Source organism: Paenibacillus arenilitoris (assembly GCF_014705655.1).
In the GTDB taxonomy this organism is placed as follows: domain Bacteria; phylum Bacillota; class Bacilli; order Paenibacillales; family Paenibacillaceae; genus Pristimantibacillus; species Pristimantibacillus arenilitoris.
Map to the genome: position 1 here is coordinate 1 of NZ_JACXIY010000048.1, position 16,199 is coordinate 16,199.

Annotated in this window: 14 protein-coding genes and 1 pseudogene; 9 read left to right on the plus strand and 6 right to left on the minus strand. The window is 57.9% G+C overall.

What is annotated here, in order from left to right:
* Positions 1 to 1,320: YhgE/Pip family protein (locus tag IDH41_RS27960; RefSeq protein ID WP_190867083.1), on the plus strand; the 1,320-nt coding region annotated here is incomplete at its 5' end.
* 60 nt (positions 1,321 to 1,380) lie between these two features.
* Here IDH41_RS27960 and IDH41_RS27965 read toward each other — a convergent pair.
* The 6 genes from IDH41_RS27965 to IDH41_RS27990 all read right to left on the minus strand — a co-directional run bounded on the left by IDH41_RS27965 (position 1,381) and on the right by IDH41_RS27990 (position 8,566).
* A complete protein-coding gene (locus IDH41_RS27965) occupies positions 1,381 to 1,641 on the minus strand; it encodes an HPr family phosphocarrier protein (RefSeq protein WP_190867085.1) in 261 nt (86 codons plus the stop codon).
* Positions 1,641 to 3,368, minus strand: coding sequence for a phosphoenolpyruvate--protein phosphotransferase (gene ptsP / locus IDH41_RS27970; protein WP_190867087.1), 1,728 nt, complete (start codon positions 3,366 to 3,368; stop codon positions 1,641 to 1,643). Before ptsP ends, IDH41_RS27965 begins: the two co-directional genes overlap by 1 nt.
* 7 nt (positions 3,369 to 3,375) lie before the next feature.
* Complete coding sequence (locus IDH41_RS27975; RefSeq protein ID WP_190867089.1) at positions 3,376 to 4,542, minus strand: mannitol-1-phosphate 5-dehydrogenase; 1,167 nt, start codon at positions 4,540 to 4,542, stop codon at positions 3,376 to 3,378.
* Positions 4,539 to 4,976 (minus strand): PTS sugar transporter subunit IIA, encoded by a 438-nt coding sequence (locus tag IDH41_RS27980; protein WP_190867090.1) that lies wholly within the window; start codon positions 4,974 to 4,976, stop codon positions 4,539 to 4,541. The genes IDH41_RS27975 and IDH41_RS27980 overlap by 4 nt, the downstream gene beginning before the upstream one ends.
* Before the next feature lie 3 nt (positions 4,977 to 4,979).
* Positions 4,980 to 7,061: a BglG family transcription antiterminator gene (locus IDH41_RS27985; protein WP_190867092.1), complete on the minus strand. Its 2,082-nt coding sequence runs from the start codon at positions 7,059 to 7,061 to the stop codon at positions 4,980 to 4,982.
* Between the two features lie 68 nt (positions 7,062 to 7,129).
* Positions 7,130 to 8,566, minus strand: coding sequence for a PTS mannitol transporter subunit IICB (locus IDH41_RS27990; protein WP_190867094.1), 1,437 nt, complete (start codon positions 8,564 to 8,566; stop codon positions 7,130 to 7,132).
* 226 nt (positions 8,567 to 8,792) lie between these two features.
* On the opposite strand from IDH41_RS27990, the gene IDH41_RS27995 reads away from it, so the two are divergent.
* The 8 genes and pseudogenes from IDH41_RS27995 (at position 8,793) to tnpB (ending at position 16,116) form a co-directional block, all read left to right on the plus strand.
* A complete protein-coding gene (locus IDH41_RS27995; RefSeq protein WP_190867097.1) occupies positions 8,793 to 9,707 on the plus strand; it encodes a DMT family transporter in 915 nt (304 codons plus the stop codon).
* 432 nt (positions 9,708 to 10,139) lie between these two features.
* Positions 10,140 to 11,399 carry a Glu/Leu/Phe/Val family dehydrogenase gene (locus IDH41_RS28000; RefSeq protein ID WP_190867099.1) on the plus strand — a complete coding sequence of 420 codons (1,260 nt, stop codon included), beginning with the start codon at positions 10,140 to 10,142 and terminating at the stop codon, positions 11,397 to 11,399.
* Between the two features lie 37 nt (positions 11,400 to 11,436).
* Complete coding sequence (locus IDH41_RS28005; protein WP_190867101.1) at positions 11,437 to 12,414, plus strand: diaminopimelate dehydrogenase; 978 nt, start codon at positions 11,437 to 11,439, stop codon at positions 12,412 to 12,414.
* A 9-nt stretch (positions 12,415 to 12,423) separates the two neighbouring features.
* Positions 12,424 to 12,876, plus strand: a complete 453-nt coding sequence (locus IDH41_RS28010) for a GNAT family N-acetyltransferase (protein ID WP_190867103.1) — start codon at positions 12,424 to 12,426, stop codon at positions 12,874 to 12,876.
* Between the two features lie 162 nt (positions 12,877 to 13,038).
* The gene (locus tag IDH41_RS28015; RefSeq protein WP_190867105.1) at positions 13,039 to 13,581 is read left to right on the plus strand and encodes a VanZ family protein; all 543 of its coding nucleotides are present in this window, start codon (positions 13,039 to 13,041) and stop codon (positions 13,579 to 13,581) included.
* Between the two features lie 650 nt (positions 13,582 to 14,231).
* Positions 14,232 to 14,959: pseudogene (locus IDH41_RS28020) on the plus strand (MATE family efflux transporter); the annotation flags it as partial.
* A 114-nt stretch (positions 14,960 to 15,073) separates the two neighbouring features.
* A complete protein-coding gene (locus tag IDH41_RS32240) occupies positions 15,074 to 15,181 on the plus strand; it encodes a helix-turn-helix domain-containing protein (RefSeq protein ID WP_397328708.1) in 108 nt (35 codons plus the stop codon).
* A complete protein-coding gene (gene tnpB / locus IDH41_RS28025) occupies positions 15,160 to 16,116 on the plus strand; it encodes an IS200/IS605 family element RNA-guided endonuclease TnpB (RefSeq protein ID WP_397328719.1) in 957 nt (318 codons plus the stop codon). Before IDH41_RS32240 ends, tnpB begins: the two co-directional genes overlap by 22 nt.
* Positions 16,117 to 16,199: the final 83 nt, after the last annotated feature.

Genomic DNA, 16,199 nt, shown 5'->3' on the forward strand with positions numbered 1-16,199 from the left:
AGGCAGGCCGCGGGGCAGCTCGCGGACGGGCTCGCGCAGTCGGCCGCGGGCGAGGCGCGGCTGGAGCAAGGGGCCGCGCGGCTGGCGAGCGGCCTGGCCCAGCTGGCGGAGGCGAATCCGCAGCTGGCGCAGAGCGAGCAATTCGCCGCCATGCTGAAGGCGAGCGAGGAGCTTGCCGCGGGCGCTGCGCAATCGGCGGCCGGCCAGGAGAAGCTGAGCGGCGGAGCCGCCGAGTTGAACGGCGGCCTGACGAAGGTGTCGGACGGCGTGGCGGCATTTGACGCCAAGCTGCGGGAAGCGGCGGCAGGCGCCCGGAAGCTCGGCGAAGGCGGCGAGCGGCTGACGGCCGGGGCGACGGCGTTTGCGGACGGCATGGAGCAGTTCGGCGCGAAATTAGCGGAAGCCGGCGCGGGCGGAGCGAAGCTCGCGGAAGGGGCCAAGCAGGTGGACGACGGCGCCGGCAGGTTGTCGTCCGGGCTGACGCGGCTGTCCGCAAGCGCGGGCTCGTTCGCGGACGGCTCGGCGAAGCTGGAGGACGGCGCGCGGGAAGTGGCGACCGGGCTGCTTAAGCTGGAAGACGGCTCGCAGGAGCTGTCCGGCAAGCTCGGGGCAGCATCGGAGCAGACGTCCGGATTGAAGCCGACCGACGCGATGATCGACATGTTCGCCGATCCGGTCCGGCTGGACGTGGAGAAGGTGACGGAGGTCGTCAACTACGGCACGGGTCTCGCCCCGTACTTCCTGTCGCTCGGCCTCTATGTCGGGGCGATGCTGCTGACGATCATCTACTCGGTCCGCGAGCCGGCCGTCCGGCCGTCCAGCGGCTGGAGCTGGTTCTGGAGCAAGGCGCTCACGCTCGCGCTCATCGGCACGATCCAGGCCTTGATCGCGGACGCGGCGCTCTTGTATCTGTTGAAGCTTGAGGTGCGCAGCGTAGGTCTGTTCATCGCCTTTTCGATTCTCGTCAGCATCACGTTCATGATGATCATTCAATTTCTCGTCGCATCGATGAACAATCCGGGACGGTTTATCGCGGTCATCCTGCTTATTCTTCAGCTGACAAGCTCCGCCGGCACATTCCCGATCGAGCTCGTGCCGGGCTGGCTGCAGAAGCTGTCGCCTCTCCTGCCGATGACGTATGCGGTCGCCGGTCTGCGAGACATCATATCGGGCGGGGACTTCGGACGGGTAGGCGGCTATATGGCGGTGCTCGCGGGAATCGCGATTTTGTTCGCCGTTCTTTCGTACGTCTACTTCGCGGTTTCTCATCGCAGAGAGAAGGGCCGCGGCGAAGAAACGTCTGCCGTGCCGGCGGTCTAAAAGCAAAAACCCTCCAAGTCTGCCTTAGCGGCAGGCTGGAGGGTTTTTCCGCGTATCAGCTTATTCGTGAATTTCCGTCAGCAATTTGCCGAGCGTCTCTAGCGCCTGCTGCTCCTGCTCGCCGTCGATCTCGAGCGTCACTTCCTCGTTTGCGGCGATGCCGAGCGTCAGCATGCTGAGGGAGCTTTTGCCGTTCACCTTCTTGCCTTTGTTAATGACGTTAATCTTGCAAGGGAAGGCGCTGGCCGTCTGGACGAACGTTTTGGTCGGACGGACGTGAAAGCCCGTCGGATTAAGGATGGTGAACGTTTGACTAACCATTAGCCGGTCACTCCGTTTCTGATGGATTGTACGTATTGCGTAATTTCCCGCGTGCCGCGCATGCCGAGCGCCCGGATTGCGTGATCGGACCATTCCGCCCGGTTCAATTGGCCGATCAGCTCCCGCGAGGAGAGGATCGAGCCCGCGCTCATGCTGAATTCGTGGAGGCCGAGGCCAAGCAGGAGCGGAATCGCGTTCGGATCGCCCGCCATCTCGCCGCACATGCCGACCCACTTGCCTTCCTTCTCCGCCGCCTGGATCACGAGCCGGATGAGGCGCAGCAGGGAAGGGTGCCAAGGCTGATACAAATAGGAGACGGTCTCGTTCATACGGTCGGCCGCCATCGTGTATTGGATGAGATCGTTAGTACCGATGCTGAAAAAATCGACTTCCGGGGCGAACAGGTCGGCGGACACGGCGGCGGACGGAACTTCGACCATCATGCCGATCTCGATTTTATCCGATACCCGGACCCCTTCGGCCAGCAGCTTCGCGCGCTCTTCTTCCAGCAGCTTCTTCGCATCGAGCAGCTCCTCGAGCACCGCGATCATCGGGAACATGATTTTTAAATTGCCGTACGCGCTGGCGCGCAGCAGCGCCCGCAGCTGCGTGCGGAACAGGTCCGGCCGGTCCAGGCATAGGCGCAGCGCGCGCTGGCCGAGGAACGGGTTCGCCTCCTTCGGGAGCTCCATGTACGGGAGCTCTTTGTCGCCGCCGATGTCGAGCGTCCGGATGACGACCGGCTTCGGGTTCATTTTTTCAAGCGCGTATTTATAGCTGGCGAACTGCTCCTCTTCGGACGGCAGGGTGCCGCGCCCCATATACAGAAACTCCGTGCGGAACAGGCCGATCCCTTCGGCGCCGCTGTCCAGCGCGCGCTGGATGTCCTCCAGCTTGCCGATATTGGCCGCCAGCTCGACCCGCTTGCCGTCCCGCGATACGGTAGGCCGGTCCTTCAGCTGCGCAAGCTCGGCTCTGCGAAGGTCGTCCGTCCTCTTTTTCTCCCGGTAAGCTTCGAGCTGTTCGTCGTTCGGATTAAATAGAATAAGGCCCTCGTTTGCGTCCATGACGACGAGCGTACGCCCCGGAATATCGCGAACGGAAGCGCCCGCCCCGACGATGGCCGGAATTTCGAGCGAACGGGCCATAATCGCGGAATGGGACGTGCGGCTGCCGACTTCCGTAATAAAGCCGCGCACGACGTCCAGATTGAGCTGCGCCGTGTCCGACGGGGTCAAATCCCGAGCGATGATGACGCATTCCTCGGTCAGGTTCGCCAGATCCGAATGCGGTACGCCGCGCAAACGGCTCATGATTCGGCTCGATACATCCTCGATGTCGACCGCACGTCCGCGAAGCAGCTCGTCTTCCATCGACTGCAGCAGCTCTACAAAGGATTGCGACACCTCGTGCAGCGCGAATTCGGCGTTGATCGCTTCCTCTCCGATTTTGTCCTCGATCGCGTCGATGAAGTCCGGATCCTCGAGAATCATCAGATGCCCCTCGAAAATTTCCGCCTTCCCGGCGCCAAGCTTCGCCTCCGCCGAAGCCCGGATCGCTTCGATTTCACTCCCCGCGACGGCGACCGCTTCGCGGAATCGCCCGATCTCCCGCTTGGCGTCGGCAATCGCCGTCTTCTCCGGGAGATAGCGCTCGGAGGAGAGGGTGAAGGCGCGCGCGATGGCGATGCCCGGGGATGCGCCTATGCCTGTCAATGTTCGTGTCATCGTTCGATCATTCCTTTCCCTGCGGGTGAAGCCTGCCCAGCTTCTCGTACTGCTCCGCGACTTGCTTATGGAGAGCGCTTTGCCCGTCCAAGCCCGTATATTTCGTAATCGCCCAGTCGACGCCGAGCTCCCGGATCGCTTGCTGAAGCTCGGCGGCTTCCGGATCGTCCGCGGGATCGAAGCGGAGGGCCGCGGCCATGGCGGCGGCGAGATGCGTAACTTCCGCCCCGAACTTCTGCGCCAGCAAGGCCGGCCGGACGAGGCGGTCGTTCGGCGACAGCTTGCGGATCGGCGACCGTCCGACGCGAACGACTTCATCGGTCAGGTAAGGGTTGACGAACCGATCCAAAATCGTTTTGATGTAATGCGCGTGCCCGGCTTCATCGAATCGATAGGCCGCGATCAGCGCGGCGCCCGACTCCTTCAGCGCGCCCCTGACCTCGGCGACGATATCCGGATCCTTCATCGCTTCCTGAATGGTCGCGCAGCCCTTCAAGTAGCCGTGGTAAGCGGCGCAGCAGTGGCCCGTATTGACGGTGAACAGCTTCCGCTCGATGTACGGCTCGAGTTGCTCGACGTAATGAACGCCTTCGATTTCGAAGTGCCCCGGCAGGACGGCGGAGCGGTCTACGGTCCATTCGTAGAACGGCTCGACCGTCACGAGCAGCGGGTCTTCATGCTGCTGCAGCGGGACGATGCGATCGACCGCGGCGTCCGGGAAGGCGACCGTTTTTTCCACTTGCGCCTGGACGTCCGGGGACAGATGCTCCCAGACATGCCGCTTCAGCATCGTGCTGCCGCCGATGGCGTTCTCGCACGCGATGACATGGAGCGGCTGCCTGCTGCCGGACGCCCGCAGCCCGATTCCTTTGGCGATGGCGCCCGCGATAGACTTCAAGACGTTCACGCCGACCGCGGTCGTGACGAGATCGGCTTCGGCGATGGCCTCGGCGACGAGCTCAATGTTCTTGCCGTCGATCGCGGTGACGCGGTCGACGAGGAACGTGTCGGCTTGTTCGTTCGCAAGCTTGACGGTGTATTGCCCCTTGGCGCGCAGCTGCGAGACGAGCGCGTCATTCACGTCGACGAATGTGATGTCGTAGCCGGCGTTGTGCAGAAGCAGCCCGATAAAGCCGCGGCCGATATTGCCAGCCCCGAAGTGAACGGCCTTCATTCCCGCATCCCCGCTTCGAAGATAGAAATAAGCTCTTCCTCCGAGGCGGCGTTCAGGATGCGCTGCATGTCCTCCTCTTCGGATACGAGCATCGCCACGTTCGTCAAAATGTTCAAATGATCGTCGCCGACCGCGGCGAGTCCGATAATCAGCTTGGCCGGCTCGTCGCCGCCGAAGTCGACGCCGTCCGGGACGATCAGAATCGCGAGTCCGGTCGAGCGGATCATCGCTTTGGAATCGTTCGTGCCGTGCGGCATCGCAAGGCCTCCGCCGATATAGGTGGACAGGGCGTCCTCGCGCTCGATCATTTTGCCGATGTATTCCGCAGGTACGTGGCCCGCGTCGACGAGCAGCTGTCCGGCCATGCGGATCGCTTCGTATTTATCGTTCACTTTTACGTTCAGCTTGATTTTCTCTTTGGCCAAAATCGACATGGTTTAACCTCTCCAGTCCAGTTTTGTTTTTATATAGTGCTCCAGCTTGCGCGAGATGAACGTCTTCATGCCGGCTTCGTCTCCGTTCGAAAGCACTTCGATCATGTCCGGAAGCAGCAGCATTGCGCTGATTTCGCTCAAAATTTCAAGGCTGTACTTGCCCGGCTTCGCCGGTCCCAGCATCATGAGCACCTGTCTCGCTTTGGCGGATTCGTCCTCGCTAAGGCTAACAGGTACGTCGAACCGGTATAGCGCAAGAAGCGGTTCCCGGATCCATTCGCTGCGGGAATGAATAAGCGCCAGCTCCGAATCCGGAATGACCAGGCTGCCTTGTCTTTCCCGGGCGATGAGCTGAGAGGCGATTTTGCCGCCGTTCTCGTCGGCATCCGGCCGGCCGAGCAAGCCGATCATTCGCGGAAGCAGGCTCTCAAGCCTAGCAGCTTCGCCAACGCCGACCGTCAAATCATGCGCGCGGAATCCATCGAGCAGCCGCAGCACGTCCGCGCTGTAAAGCTGCAGCTGCATCAAACGGTTCATCGGCGATTCTCCGTCGCGGTCGGCTCCGGCATCATCGGCGGACCTAAGCTTCTTGAGCGTCGTGCTTTCGATGAAGGAGCGAAGCGTGTTCGTCTCCTCCCGGGTAAGAAGCGGACTCAGCTTTACATATTGATCCGGCCCGAGCGGCAGGTCGACCGTCGAGATAATCAGATCGTATCGGCTGGCGGGCATCCTCGCCGCTTCGTACCAGGAGTAATGGCCGATCAGCTCGATCTGGGGGAGCTCCTTCGCGATGCGGACCGCCAGCAGCTTGGAGGAGCCGATGCCGCTCGTGCAGACGAGAACCGCCTTTATTTTTCTCGGATATTGCCCCAATCGTTCCAAGGAGGCGCCGAAATGCATGACGATATAGCCGATTTCCTCGTCCGGCACCTTCATGTCGCGCACGAGCTCGTTCACGCCTCGGCGGACGAGGGCGAATAGCGCGCCGTAATCCTTCTTGATCGGCGCCAGCATCGGATTGCGTATCGCGATGCCGTCCCTGATCCGCCGGAAGGCGGGCTTGATATGCCTGATCAAGCCTTCGGCGAGCGACCGGTCCTGCAGCAGCGGCATATGAAGACCGTTCTGCACGTAGCGGATCAGCTCCGTCACGGTCTCGATCGCGCCGCGATCGTCCTGCGATGCGAGCAGCGCTTCCTCGGGCTTCTCCGCCTGGGCGAGCAGGTCCGCGACATAGCGTTTCTCTGCGGCGGGGAGCTGCATATCCAATGCGGCGAGCAGCCGGTTCAAAAAGGCGTCGTCACTTCTCCCGGCCTCCGCATCCGTGCCGCCTTGCGGAATGAGATGACCTTGCGCGATGCGCGTGAACGCTACCGACAGCTTGACGAGCAGCCTCGTATAGGCGGTTTCGGATAGGCCGGTTTGCCATTCGTCGCCCAGCTCCCACATCGCTTGCTCGAGCTTCATGAAGCTTTCTTTGCCGACCATGCCGAGCAGCCGCGCCGTTACCGGATGGACGATCGCCTGGTCCTTGTACTGCCCGAACACGTCGGAGTCGTCCAAATGGCTGTAGGCGAGCAGGCTGATCATGCCGCGTTTGGCGGTCTCGGGGCCGTCGATTTCGACGCCGTAGCCTCTTCTGCGGATAAGAACCAGGCCTTGCTTCGCGATGATCTCCTCGAGCTCATCCAGATCGTGGCCGATCGTAGGCATTGTGACGCGCAGCTCGCTGGCGAGGGCGAACAGCTTCGCGGGCTCCCCGTATTCGAGCAGACGGCACAATATGAGCACCTTGCGTTCCTCCGCCGTATATTCGAGCGGGTCGTTGCGGCGGATCTCCGCCCTGAACCGCTCCAGCGTCTCGGGCGCCGCCTCGACCTTGATGCCGAGGCCGGCGGTTTTGCGGAGCTTGATGCCGCCGGCCTCGAGCATCCGCTCGATGTCCCGCAGCTCGCGGTGGACCGTTCTCGCGCTCGCGCCGACGACTTCGGCGATGTCGGCCGCGGTAATTTCCCGCTTCCGGTCGAGCAGCAATTCCATAATGCGGCGCTGCCTGGTTGACGCTCTGATCGCGATGGCGACCAACCTCCTTGCCGATGGAATGAACGTAACGCCGACAGAGCTCTGTCAGCGTTAAGCAGGGCGTTAACGGATTAGTCCTTCAGTCTGTCCACGAGCGTATCGTACTCGGGGCTCTTCAGGAAATTGTCGATCGAAATATGTTCCGCGTCCGGCGCCTTCCGGCGGGCACGGTCGGTCAGCGTCTTGTGGGTGATGACGATGTCGGCGTCGCCCGGAATATCGTTGATCGCCGTATTGACGACCGTGATCGGAAGCCCGGCGGCATTGATCTTCTTGCGCATGATGGAAGCGCCCATCGCGCTCGAGCCCATGCCCGCGTCGCAGGAGAACACGATTTTGTTCACTTGGTCTTTTGTTTTTTGGGCAGCCTGCGCGATCGGCTGCGGCGCCGTGCCTTTGGCTTCGGCCTTCATTTGCTGCATCTTCTGCGAAGCGCGCTCGAGCTCGTCGCCTTCGCCTTCGGCCTGCTTGCTCGTTTTGAGCTGTAGCGCGGCGACGAGGAACGATACGATCGCCGCGACCGCCACGCCGGCCAGCATCGGAAGCAGACCGCCTTTCGGCGTCATAGTAATGTAGGCGATAATGCTGCCCGGCGACGGCGCGGCCACAAGGCCCGCTCCGAAGATCGAGAAGGTGAACGTACCGGCGATGCCGCCCGCGATCGCGGCCAGAATGAGCCGCGGGTTCATCAGGATGTACGGGAAATAAATTTCATGGATCCCGCCGAAGAAGTGGATGACCACCGCGCCGGGCGCCGATTGTTTGACCGAACCTTTGCCTACCAGCCAGTAGGCCAGCAAAATGCCCAGGCCAGGACCGGGGTTCGATTCGAGCATGTAAATAATCGATTGCCCGGCTTTCGAGGCTTGATCGAGCGCGAGCGGTCCGAGAATGCCGTGGTTGATCGCGTTGTTCAGGAACAGCACCTTCGCGGGCTCGATCAGAATGTGCGCGAGCGGCAGCAGGCCGCTGTCGATCAGGAATTGCACGCCGTCCGCCAGCAGCTTGCTGAACGTTTCGACGACCGGGCCGACCCCTTTGAAAGCGAGAAGCGCCAGCGCGCCGCCGATGATGCCCGAAGAGAAGTTGTTGATCAACATTTCGAAGCCGGCCGGAATTTTGCCTTCTAACGATTTGTCGAACTTCTTCAGCACCCACGCGGAGAACGGTCCGACGATCATCGCGCCGAGGAACATCGGAATGTCCGAGCCGACGATAACGCCGATCGTCACGACCGCGCCGATAACGCCGCCCCGCACGCCGTGAATCATTTGACCGCCGGTGTAGCCGATCAGAATCGGCAGCAGGTAGGTGATCATCGGACCTACGAGCGATGCGAGACTTTCATTCGGAATCCAGCCGGTTGGAATGAATAAAGCCGTAATAAGTCCCCAAGCGATGAAAGCGCCGATATTCGGCATGACCATTCCGCTGAGGAACCGACCGAAACGTTGGACAGATACTTTGACGCCGCCGGGCGACGCCTGTTCTGATGCCAGTTTGCTCATGTTCGTACCCCCAATGCAAGGTTTGCCGGATTTTAGTATTCGTTCCCGGCAACTGAATTAATCGTAATGTACAGCGCTTTCATATTCAATCAATTGAAAAGCAGGTTGCGTCATGAAGGCTGTTGCCAGCATTTTAGCCAAAAAATGCGATTACATGGCATCGGCGATCATGATATGATGGACGGGACGTATTGAATAGAGAAACGGACAGGATGGAGCGGAGAAAATGAACGGCAAATGGTTGAACTACGGCGGCCTTGTTTTGGTTGCCGTTATTTGGGGTGCGAATTTCGGCATTTCGCGCCTCGCGATGGAATCTTTTCATCCGATCGTATTTTCGGTGCTGAGGTTCGGGCTGGCCGTCCCGTTCTTCTTCTTGCTGCTGTGGCGCAAGGAAGGGAGCGTCGGCATTCCGTGGCGGCTTGTTCCGAGGCTAGCGCTGATCGGGCTTGTCGGCATCACGCTGCTTGAAATTACAGTCATGTACTCCATCAAATTTACGACGCTCGCGAACGCATCGCTGCTGAACGTGGCGCCTTGGCCGATCTTCGCCGCCTTGTTCGCGCCGCTGTTCCTTCGCGAATCGATTACGGTCCGGCTCGTGGTCGGCGGGGCGGTGTCCATGGTCGGCGTATGCTTCGTCATTCTCGGCGGGCAGGAGGGCTTCAATCTGTCGCCCGAGAATATGCTGGGCAACGCGATGGCGCTCGGCGTAAGCATCATCGGCGCGTTGTTCAACCTGAGCACGATGTCGCTGATGAAGCAATATTCGGCGCTCCGGGTAAGCACCTGGACGATCGCCTTCGGCTCGCTGTTCATGCTGCCGCTGACGGCCGGAGGCGCATGGGGCCAGACGGATTGGGCGGGGCTCGGCGCGGGGCAGTACGCCTCGATTGCTTACAACGTGCTGATCTGCACGGTGGTCGCTTTCCTCGTATGGAATGCCAGCATGTTCAAGGTCGGCGCGACCCGTTCGAACTTTTTCCGCTATGCCGTTCCGGCGGCCGCGGTCGCGGCCGGCTACTTCATGTTCGACGAGACGATCACGCTGCTGCAGCTGTGCGGCGCGGCTTGCATGGCCGCGGGCCTGGTGTGGATCAGCGTCGAGCGCAAGCAGGCACAGCCTCAGCTGCAGGCGTAGCGCCGCCATTCTGCACAAAATGCAACGCAGCACAATAGGAATCCGCGTCTTGATCCGAGACGGCCGGGTTCCTTTTTCGTTTATAAGTTTTGCACTTATAAATGAGTTTATATTTCATCGCGAAACGAGCTTATGCCGCCAAAGGACGGCACAGAACCGAGCTGCACAAGATGCAGCTAGCGGTTCGTGCGTAGCGTCAGCCGTTTACACTTGTTTTGTGCAATCCGCATAAATGCGGCACCTTTATTCACCTCGGACGTCATACTACCTACAAACAAATGAAACCTAACATGACAATGGATTATGACGATAAAAATTTGCATTTTATAGCGAAATAATTCTTTTAATCTCGCAATGAAACAGGTAAAATCATGAAAGCGGCTTTTTGGAAATAGAGAGAGTCGGACTCTATGGTGAAGGAATGAAGGTAAGATGTCGGTCAGTGTAGTCGAAGAAACGTTAAATCCGTACAAAATCGCCCAGCAGCAGGTTGACGCCGCGGCGGCGCGCCTGCAGCTTCCGGAGCATGTTACGCAAATATTGAAGACGCCGAAACGCGTGCTGTCGGTCAGCTTCTCCGTTCGCATGGACGACGGCTCGTTCCGCGTGTTCGAAGGCTACCGCTCCCAGCACAACGACGCGATCGGCCCGACGAAGGGCGGCATTCGCTTCCATCCCGACGTGACGCTCGACGAGGTGAAGGCGCTCTCGATGTGGATGAGCTTTAAGTGCGGGGTCGTCGGGCTTCCTTACGGCGGCGGCAAGGGCGGCGTCATTTGCGATCCGCGCCGGCACAGCAAAGGGGAGATCGAGCGCATCAGCCGCGCGTTCATGGAAGCGATCTCGGATTTCGTAGGTCCGGACAAAGATATCCCGGCCCCGGACGTCTATACGACGCCGCAGATCATGGGCTGGATGATGGATACATTCAGCCGGCTGAAGGGCGCGAACTCGCCGGGCGTCATTACGGGCAAGCCGCTCATCATCGGCGGGTCGAAGGGGCGCAACGAGGCGACGGCGCAAGGATGCGTTTATACGATTTTGGCCGCTCTTAATGATTTGAATCTGCCGGTTCTGAACGCGACCGCGGCCATTCAGGGCTTCGGCAACGCGGGCCGAATCGCGGCGAGGCTGCTAAGCGAAGCGGGCTGCAAAATCGTGGCGGTCAGCGATTCGAAGGGCGGCATCTACGATCCGAACGGCCTCGACATCGAGCGGGTATCGGCACTGAAGGATTCGGGCTCGATTCGCGAATACGGCGAGTCCTGCGCGATTACGAACGAAGCTTTGCTTGAACTGGACGTGGACGTGCTCGTTCCGGCTGCGCTCGAGAACGTCATTACGGCCGCTAACGCGGATCGCGTCAAAGCGAGGATCGTCGCGGAAGCGGCCAACGGTCCGACGACGCCGGAGGCGGACCGCGTGCTGGCGAAGAAAGGCGTGACCGTCATTCCGGACGTGCTCGCGAATGCCGGCGGCGTGACGGTGTCTTATTTTGAATGGGTGCAGAACCTGATGAATTACTACTGGAGCGAGGCCGAGGTGCTGGAGAAGCTGGAGACGAACATGATCCAATCCTATGTGGCGGTTCGCGACCTGGCCAAGGAGCATAAGACGGACCTGCGCACGGCGGCGTACATGATCTCGATCAAGCGGATTGCGGCCGCAATGGAAGCAAGAGGCTGGATCTAACGGAACGATTAATTTATAGGAAAAAGGTGGCGGCAGCATGACGGAACAGATTCGCATCGGTATCGTAGGTTACGGCAATTTAGGACGCGGCGTAGAGCTCGCGATTAGGCAAAATCCGGATATGAGGCTTGACGCCATATTTACTCGCAGGGAACCGTCTGCGATTCCTTCCGAGACGAAGGCGTATTCGATCGAAGACGCGGAGCGCTTCGCGAACGATATCGACGTTATGATTTTGTGCGGGGGCTCGGCGACGGATTTGCCGGATCAGGGACCGGCGTTCGCGAGGATGTTTCATACGGTGGACAGCTTCGATACGCACGCGCGCATTCCCGAATATTTCGATCAGGTGGATCAAGCGGCGAGCGGCAACGGCAAGGTGAGCGTCATTTCGACGGGCTGGGACCCGGGCTTGTTCTCGTTGAACCGGCTGCTGGCGGAATCGATCCTTCCGGAAGGGAAGGAGTATACGTTCTGGGGCAAGGGCGTAAGCCAAGGCCACTCCGACGCGATCCGCCGCGTAAGCGGCGTGAAGCATGGCGTGCAGTATACGATTCCGAGCGACCAAGCGGTCGAGCGCGTCCGTAACGGGGAAAATCCGGAGCTATCGACGCGCGAGAAGCATATCCGCGAATGCTACGTCGTTGCGGAGGAAGGCGCCGACCAGGCGGCGATCGCGGAAGAGATCCGCACGATGCCGAACTATTTTGCCGATTACGACACGACCGTTCATTTCATCGACGAAGCGACGATGAAGGCGGAGCATCGGGCGATGCCGCACGGCGGCTTGGTGCTGCGCAGCGGCAGAACGGGCGAGAGCAGCACGCAAATCATCGAATTCGGCCTGAAGCTCGACAGCAACCCCGAGTTCACGGCCAGCGTACTCGTCGCTTATGCGCGCGCGGCCTACAAGCTCGCCCGCGAAGGACAGTCCGGCGCGAAGACGGTATTCGACATCCCGTTCGCCTATCTGTCGCCGAAATCCGGCGCGGAGCTTCGGAGGACGTTGTTGTAGGAGGTAAGGATGGATATAAGGAAGCTGAATTCCGGCGAACAACCGCCGATGGAGCTGCTGTTATTGGCCGACCCTTCCCGCGAGCTAGTCGAAGAATATATAAATAGAGGTCATTGCTTCATCGCCGAAGAGGACGGGCACATCGTTGGCGTTTACGTATTGCTGCCGACAAGGCCCGGAACGGTAGAATTAGTCAATGTAGCGGTCGAGGAAAGCCGGCAAGGCCAAGGAATCGGCAAGCGGATGGTGAATCATGCGGTACTGGAAGCCAAGTCGCTCGGCTTCAAAACGATCGAAGTCGGGACCGGCAATTCGGGCATTGGCCAGCTCGCGCTATATCAGAAATGCGGCTTCCGAATTACGGGCGTCGATCGGGACTTTTTCATTAGGCACTACAACGAGCCGATATTCGAAAACGGGATCCAAGTCGTTGATATGATACGGATGTCGCAAGATTTATAACTCTCCTTAGCCGTTAGTCGATCTGCTAATCGAAGGAAATCACCAGCCAATCCAAATGCGGAGGGCTGGTGTTTTCATTTTATAGGACTTCCTCATTTTGTCCGCCCTTGTATTTTCAAGTATGATAGAAGGGCAGGGTTTCCGAAGGAGGTGTTCCCGGTCTTGAAACAATCGGTTGTTCGGTTATCTACCCTGATCTGGGGAATATTGCTCGCGGCCTGGCTCATCCTTATCTTTGCGCTATCGTCGCAGTCATACGAGCAGCAGACCATTTTGCCGCTATTAATAACCCGTATTGGTTACCACGATCTCGTCAGGCTGCTGCCGGACATCACGATAACCTACCGGTGGACTACGATACATGCCCATACGTCGCCGTATCTGTTCGTTGAATTTCTGTTCCGCAAGGGGGCTCATTTATTCGTGTATGCGACGTTTGCCGGCCTCTTGTTCATGTTCATACGTTCGTTGTTTCCGCGCCGCGTCTTGGCTGCCGTCTTCGTCACTTTGCTTGTTGCGACGGCCGTGCCCGCTTTGGACGAATGGAACCAGCTCAGCTCCGCGAACCGGACGGGGAACGCGACGGATGTCGTGCTCGATTTTGCGGGAGGATGCGTGGGGCTGCTGGTCTGCCTGGTTGTGCTCGGGCTTATGAGACTATGGAAAACGCGAGGGAGAAAGGGCGGGGGTTTGCCCTCCGAATAGCGAATGGTTATAAAGACTTAATATATCGAGAAGAATGAATCCCTGGTCCAACAAGACCGGGGATTCTTTGCGTTCGATTGCAGTTCGACAGTCACAGTCAGGTGAGTCAATAGGTATAAAAAAAGATTAGATTCATAGAACTAATCGTTGTGAAAATATGTCGAAATCTGTATAATATAGACAGACGCATAAATCGAACGAGAAATGGCAATGTTGATGCTAGTCAACGATTTGCCGATGGAGGTTAAGCCATGCTTTGGATTATTTCGAGCTTATATTTAGTCATTGTCGTGTGGTTCCTATGTTTGTTTACCGTATCTAAGCGTTCGGATAAGCGAGCGTTAGCCGCGTTTCAGGCGGAATTCCCGAATGCGAACGAACCTGAAACCCGAATTCCATAATGATGGGCATGAGCGGATCCCTGACCTTTGCGGTCGGGGATTTTTTGTTTCAATCGTATGCATGCAAGCCCATAGGAAATAAATTGCTGCGGTCAAAAGCTGCGGCTATCACGTATAATCGACATTGGTTCATGAAGTTAGGATGATACATCAGAATCCCACACTTCAGCCGAAGCGACAGCTTCGGTAAGTGGTGGGAGTATTCATAATTTGAAAAGACGATTGAACTTCTTATTTCGGAAATGGCCGCATAGCGTGGCTAATGCGGGAGGGGCGTTCGGGTTTCCGAAATGGGTCTCATGGGCGTTGCCGTCTCGACAGTCATCTGCCGTCTTCTCGCGACGATCGTGCTGTTCATTATGTATCTCGGTTCGTTCGAGCGGGCGATCGGCCTTGGCGACTTGAAGCTGTTCAACCGGAAGCTGTTCGGAGAAATTTTGCGGATCGGCTGGTCGCTCGGCGTCAATATGTCCTGCTGGGTATTCACGCAGCTGCTCATCTTCACCTGGATCGCCATGATCGGCACGGGCGAGCTGGCAGCCCGGACTTACATGAACACGCTCGAATCGTTCTGCTTCCTACTCGGTTATTCGGTTGCGCTCGCGGTGCAAATCCAGATCGCGCATCTGTTCGGGGCGGGAAGGGCGAAGGAGGCGTACGGTACGGCGTACCGGGCGATGTGGATCGGTCTGGCCGTTGTTACTGTCAATGCGCTGCTCATCTTCGCATTCGGCCGGCAGCTGCTCGGCTTGTTCGCGGACAATGCGGACATCGTCTCACTTGACGTATCCCTGCTGGGCCTCAATCTGCTGCTGCAGCCGGGCAAAATGGTCAATATGGCGCTTAGCAACGCGTTGAACGCGGTCGGAGACACCTGGTTCACGATGTGGATCTCCGTGTTCTCGATGTGGCTGATCGCGACCGGGCTTGCCTATTACGCCGATATTGAGCTGGATTGGGGCTTGGTCGACATTTATCATCTTAGTCGAGAAGACTCCCTCTTCAACGAAGTAAGCGGGAGATGAATCGATATCTTTTTGGTATATGAATGCGAACATATGTGCTATAATTTTGGTGAGGAGGTGATACCAATGCTCGTCCATAAAGCCTACAAGTTTCGTATCTATCCGAACAAAGCACAAGCAACACGGATGAGTTTTTTAACAAATATGAAGCCATCAAAGGCGTTCGGGAGTTAAAACGGCATTATCCTTTTCTTAAAGAAGCGGATAGCATAGCCTTGCAAAAGTCGATTGAAAATCTAAATGATTCCTATACCCGCTACTATAAGAAGCAAACGGGCAAACCACGCTTCAAAAGCAAAAAGAATGCTGTGCAATCGTATACGACCAAACAAACGAATGGCAATATCGCGGTGTCGGGCAACCATATCAAGCTGCCGAAGCTCGGTTTGGTTCGTTTTTCCAAAAGTCGTGAGGTTGAGGGAAGAATCCTGAATGCTACGGTTCGCCTTCATCCAAGCGGTAAATACTTCGTTTCACTGTTGGCAGAAACCGAAGTGCAAGCTTTGCCTGAAACCCGATCCGCATGCGGAATTGATGTTGGGTTAAAGGATTTTGCTGTTGTCAGTGACGGAACCGTCCATCAGAATCCGAAGTGGTTTAAGCGATTAGAACAGAAGTTAGCAAACGAACAGCGAAGGCTTGCCAGACGAACAAAAGGTTCTTCCAATTGGCATAAGCAGCGGATTCGGATTGCCCGAATTCATGAGCGCATCGCTAACGCACGAAACGACTACTTGCATAAAATCTCTACCGGGATCGTCAAAAACCACGACATCATCGGGATCGAGGATTTAGCGGTAAAAAACCTTTTGAAAAACGCAAACCTTGCCCAAGCGATCCGTGAAGTATCGTGGTCGCAATTTCGAGCGATGCTTGCGTACAAAGCAAGCTGGTATGGCAAACAGGTGATTGCCGTAGCACGCAGCTTTGCGAGCAGTCAATTATGCTCCTGTTGCGGAACGAAGAACAAAGACGTGAAGAATCTCAACTTGCGTGAGTGGGAGTGTCCAAGCTGCGGCAGTCATCACCATCGCGATCTGAACGCAAGCATCAATCTGAGAAACGAAGCCATCCGGCTTCTAACCGTAGGGACTACGGGGATAGCCTAATCCACGATTTGCCCGTTAGGGTGAAGTTCTTAGGAATCCCCTTTTTAAAATCAATATTGATTTTAAAAAGGGGTAGTTCAAGC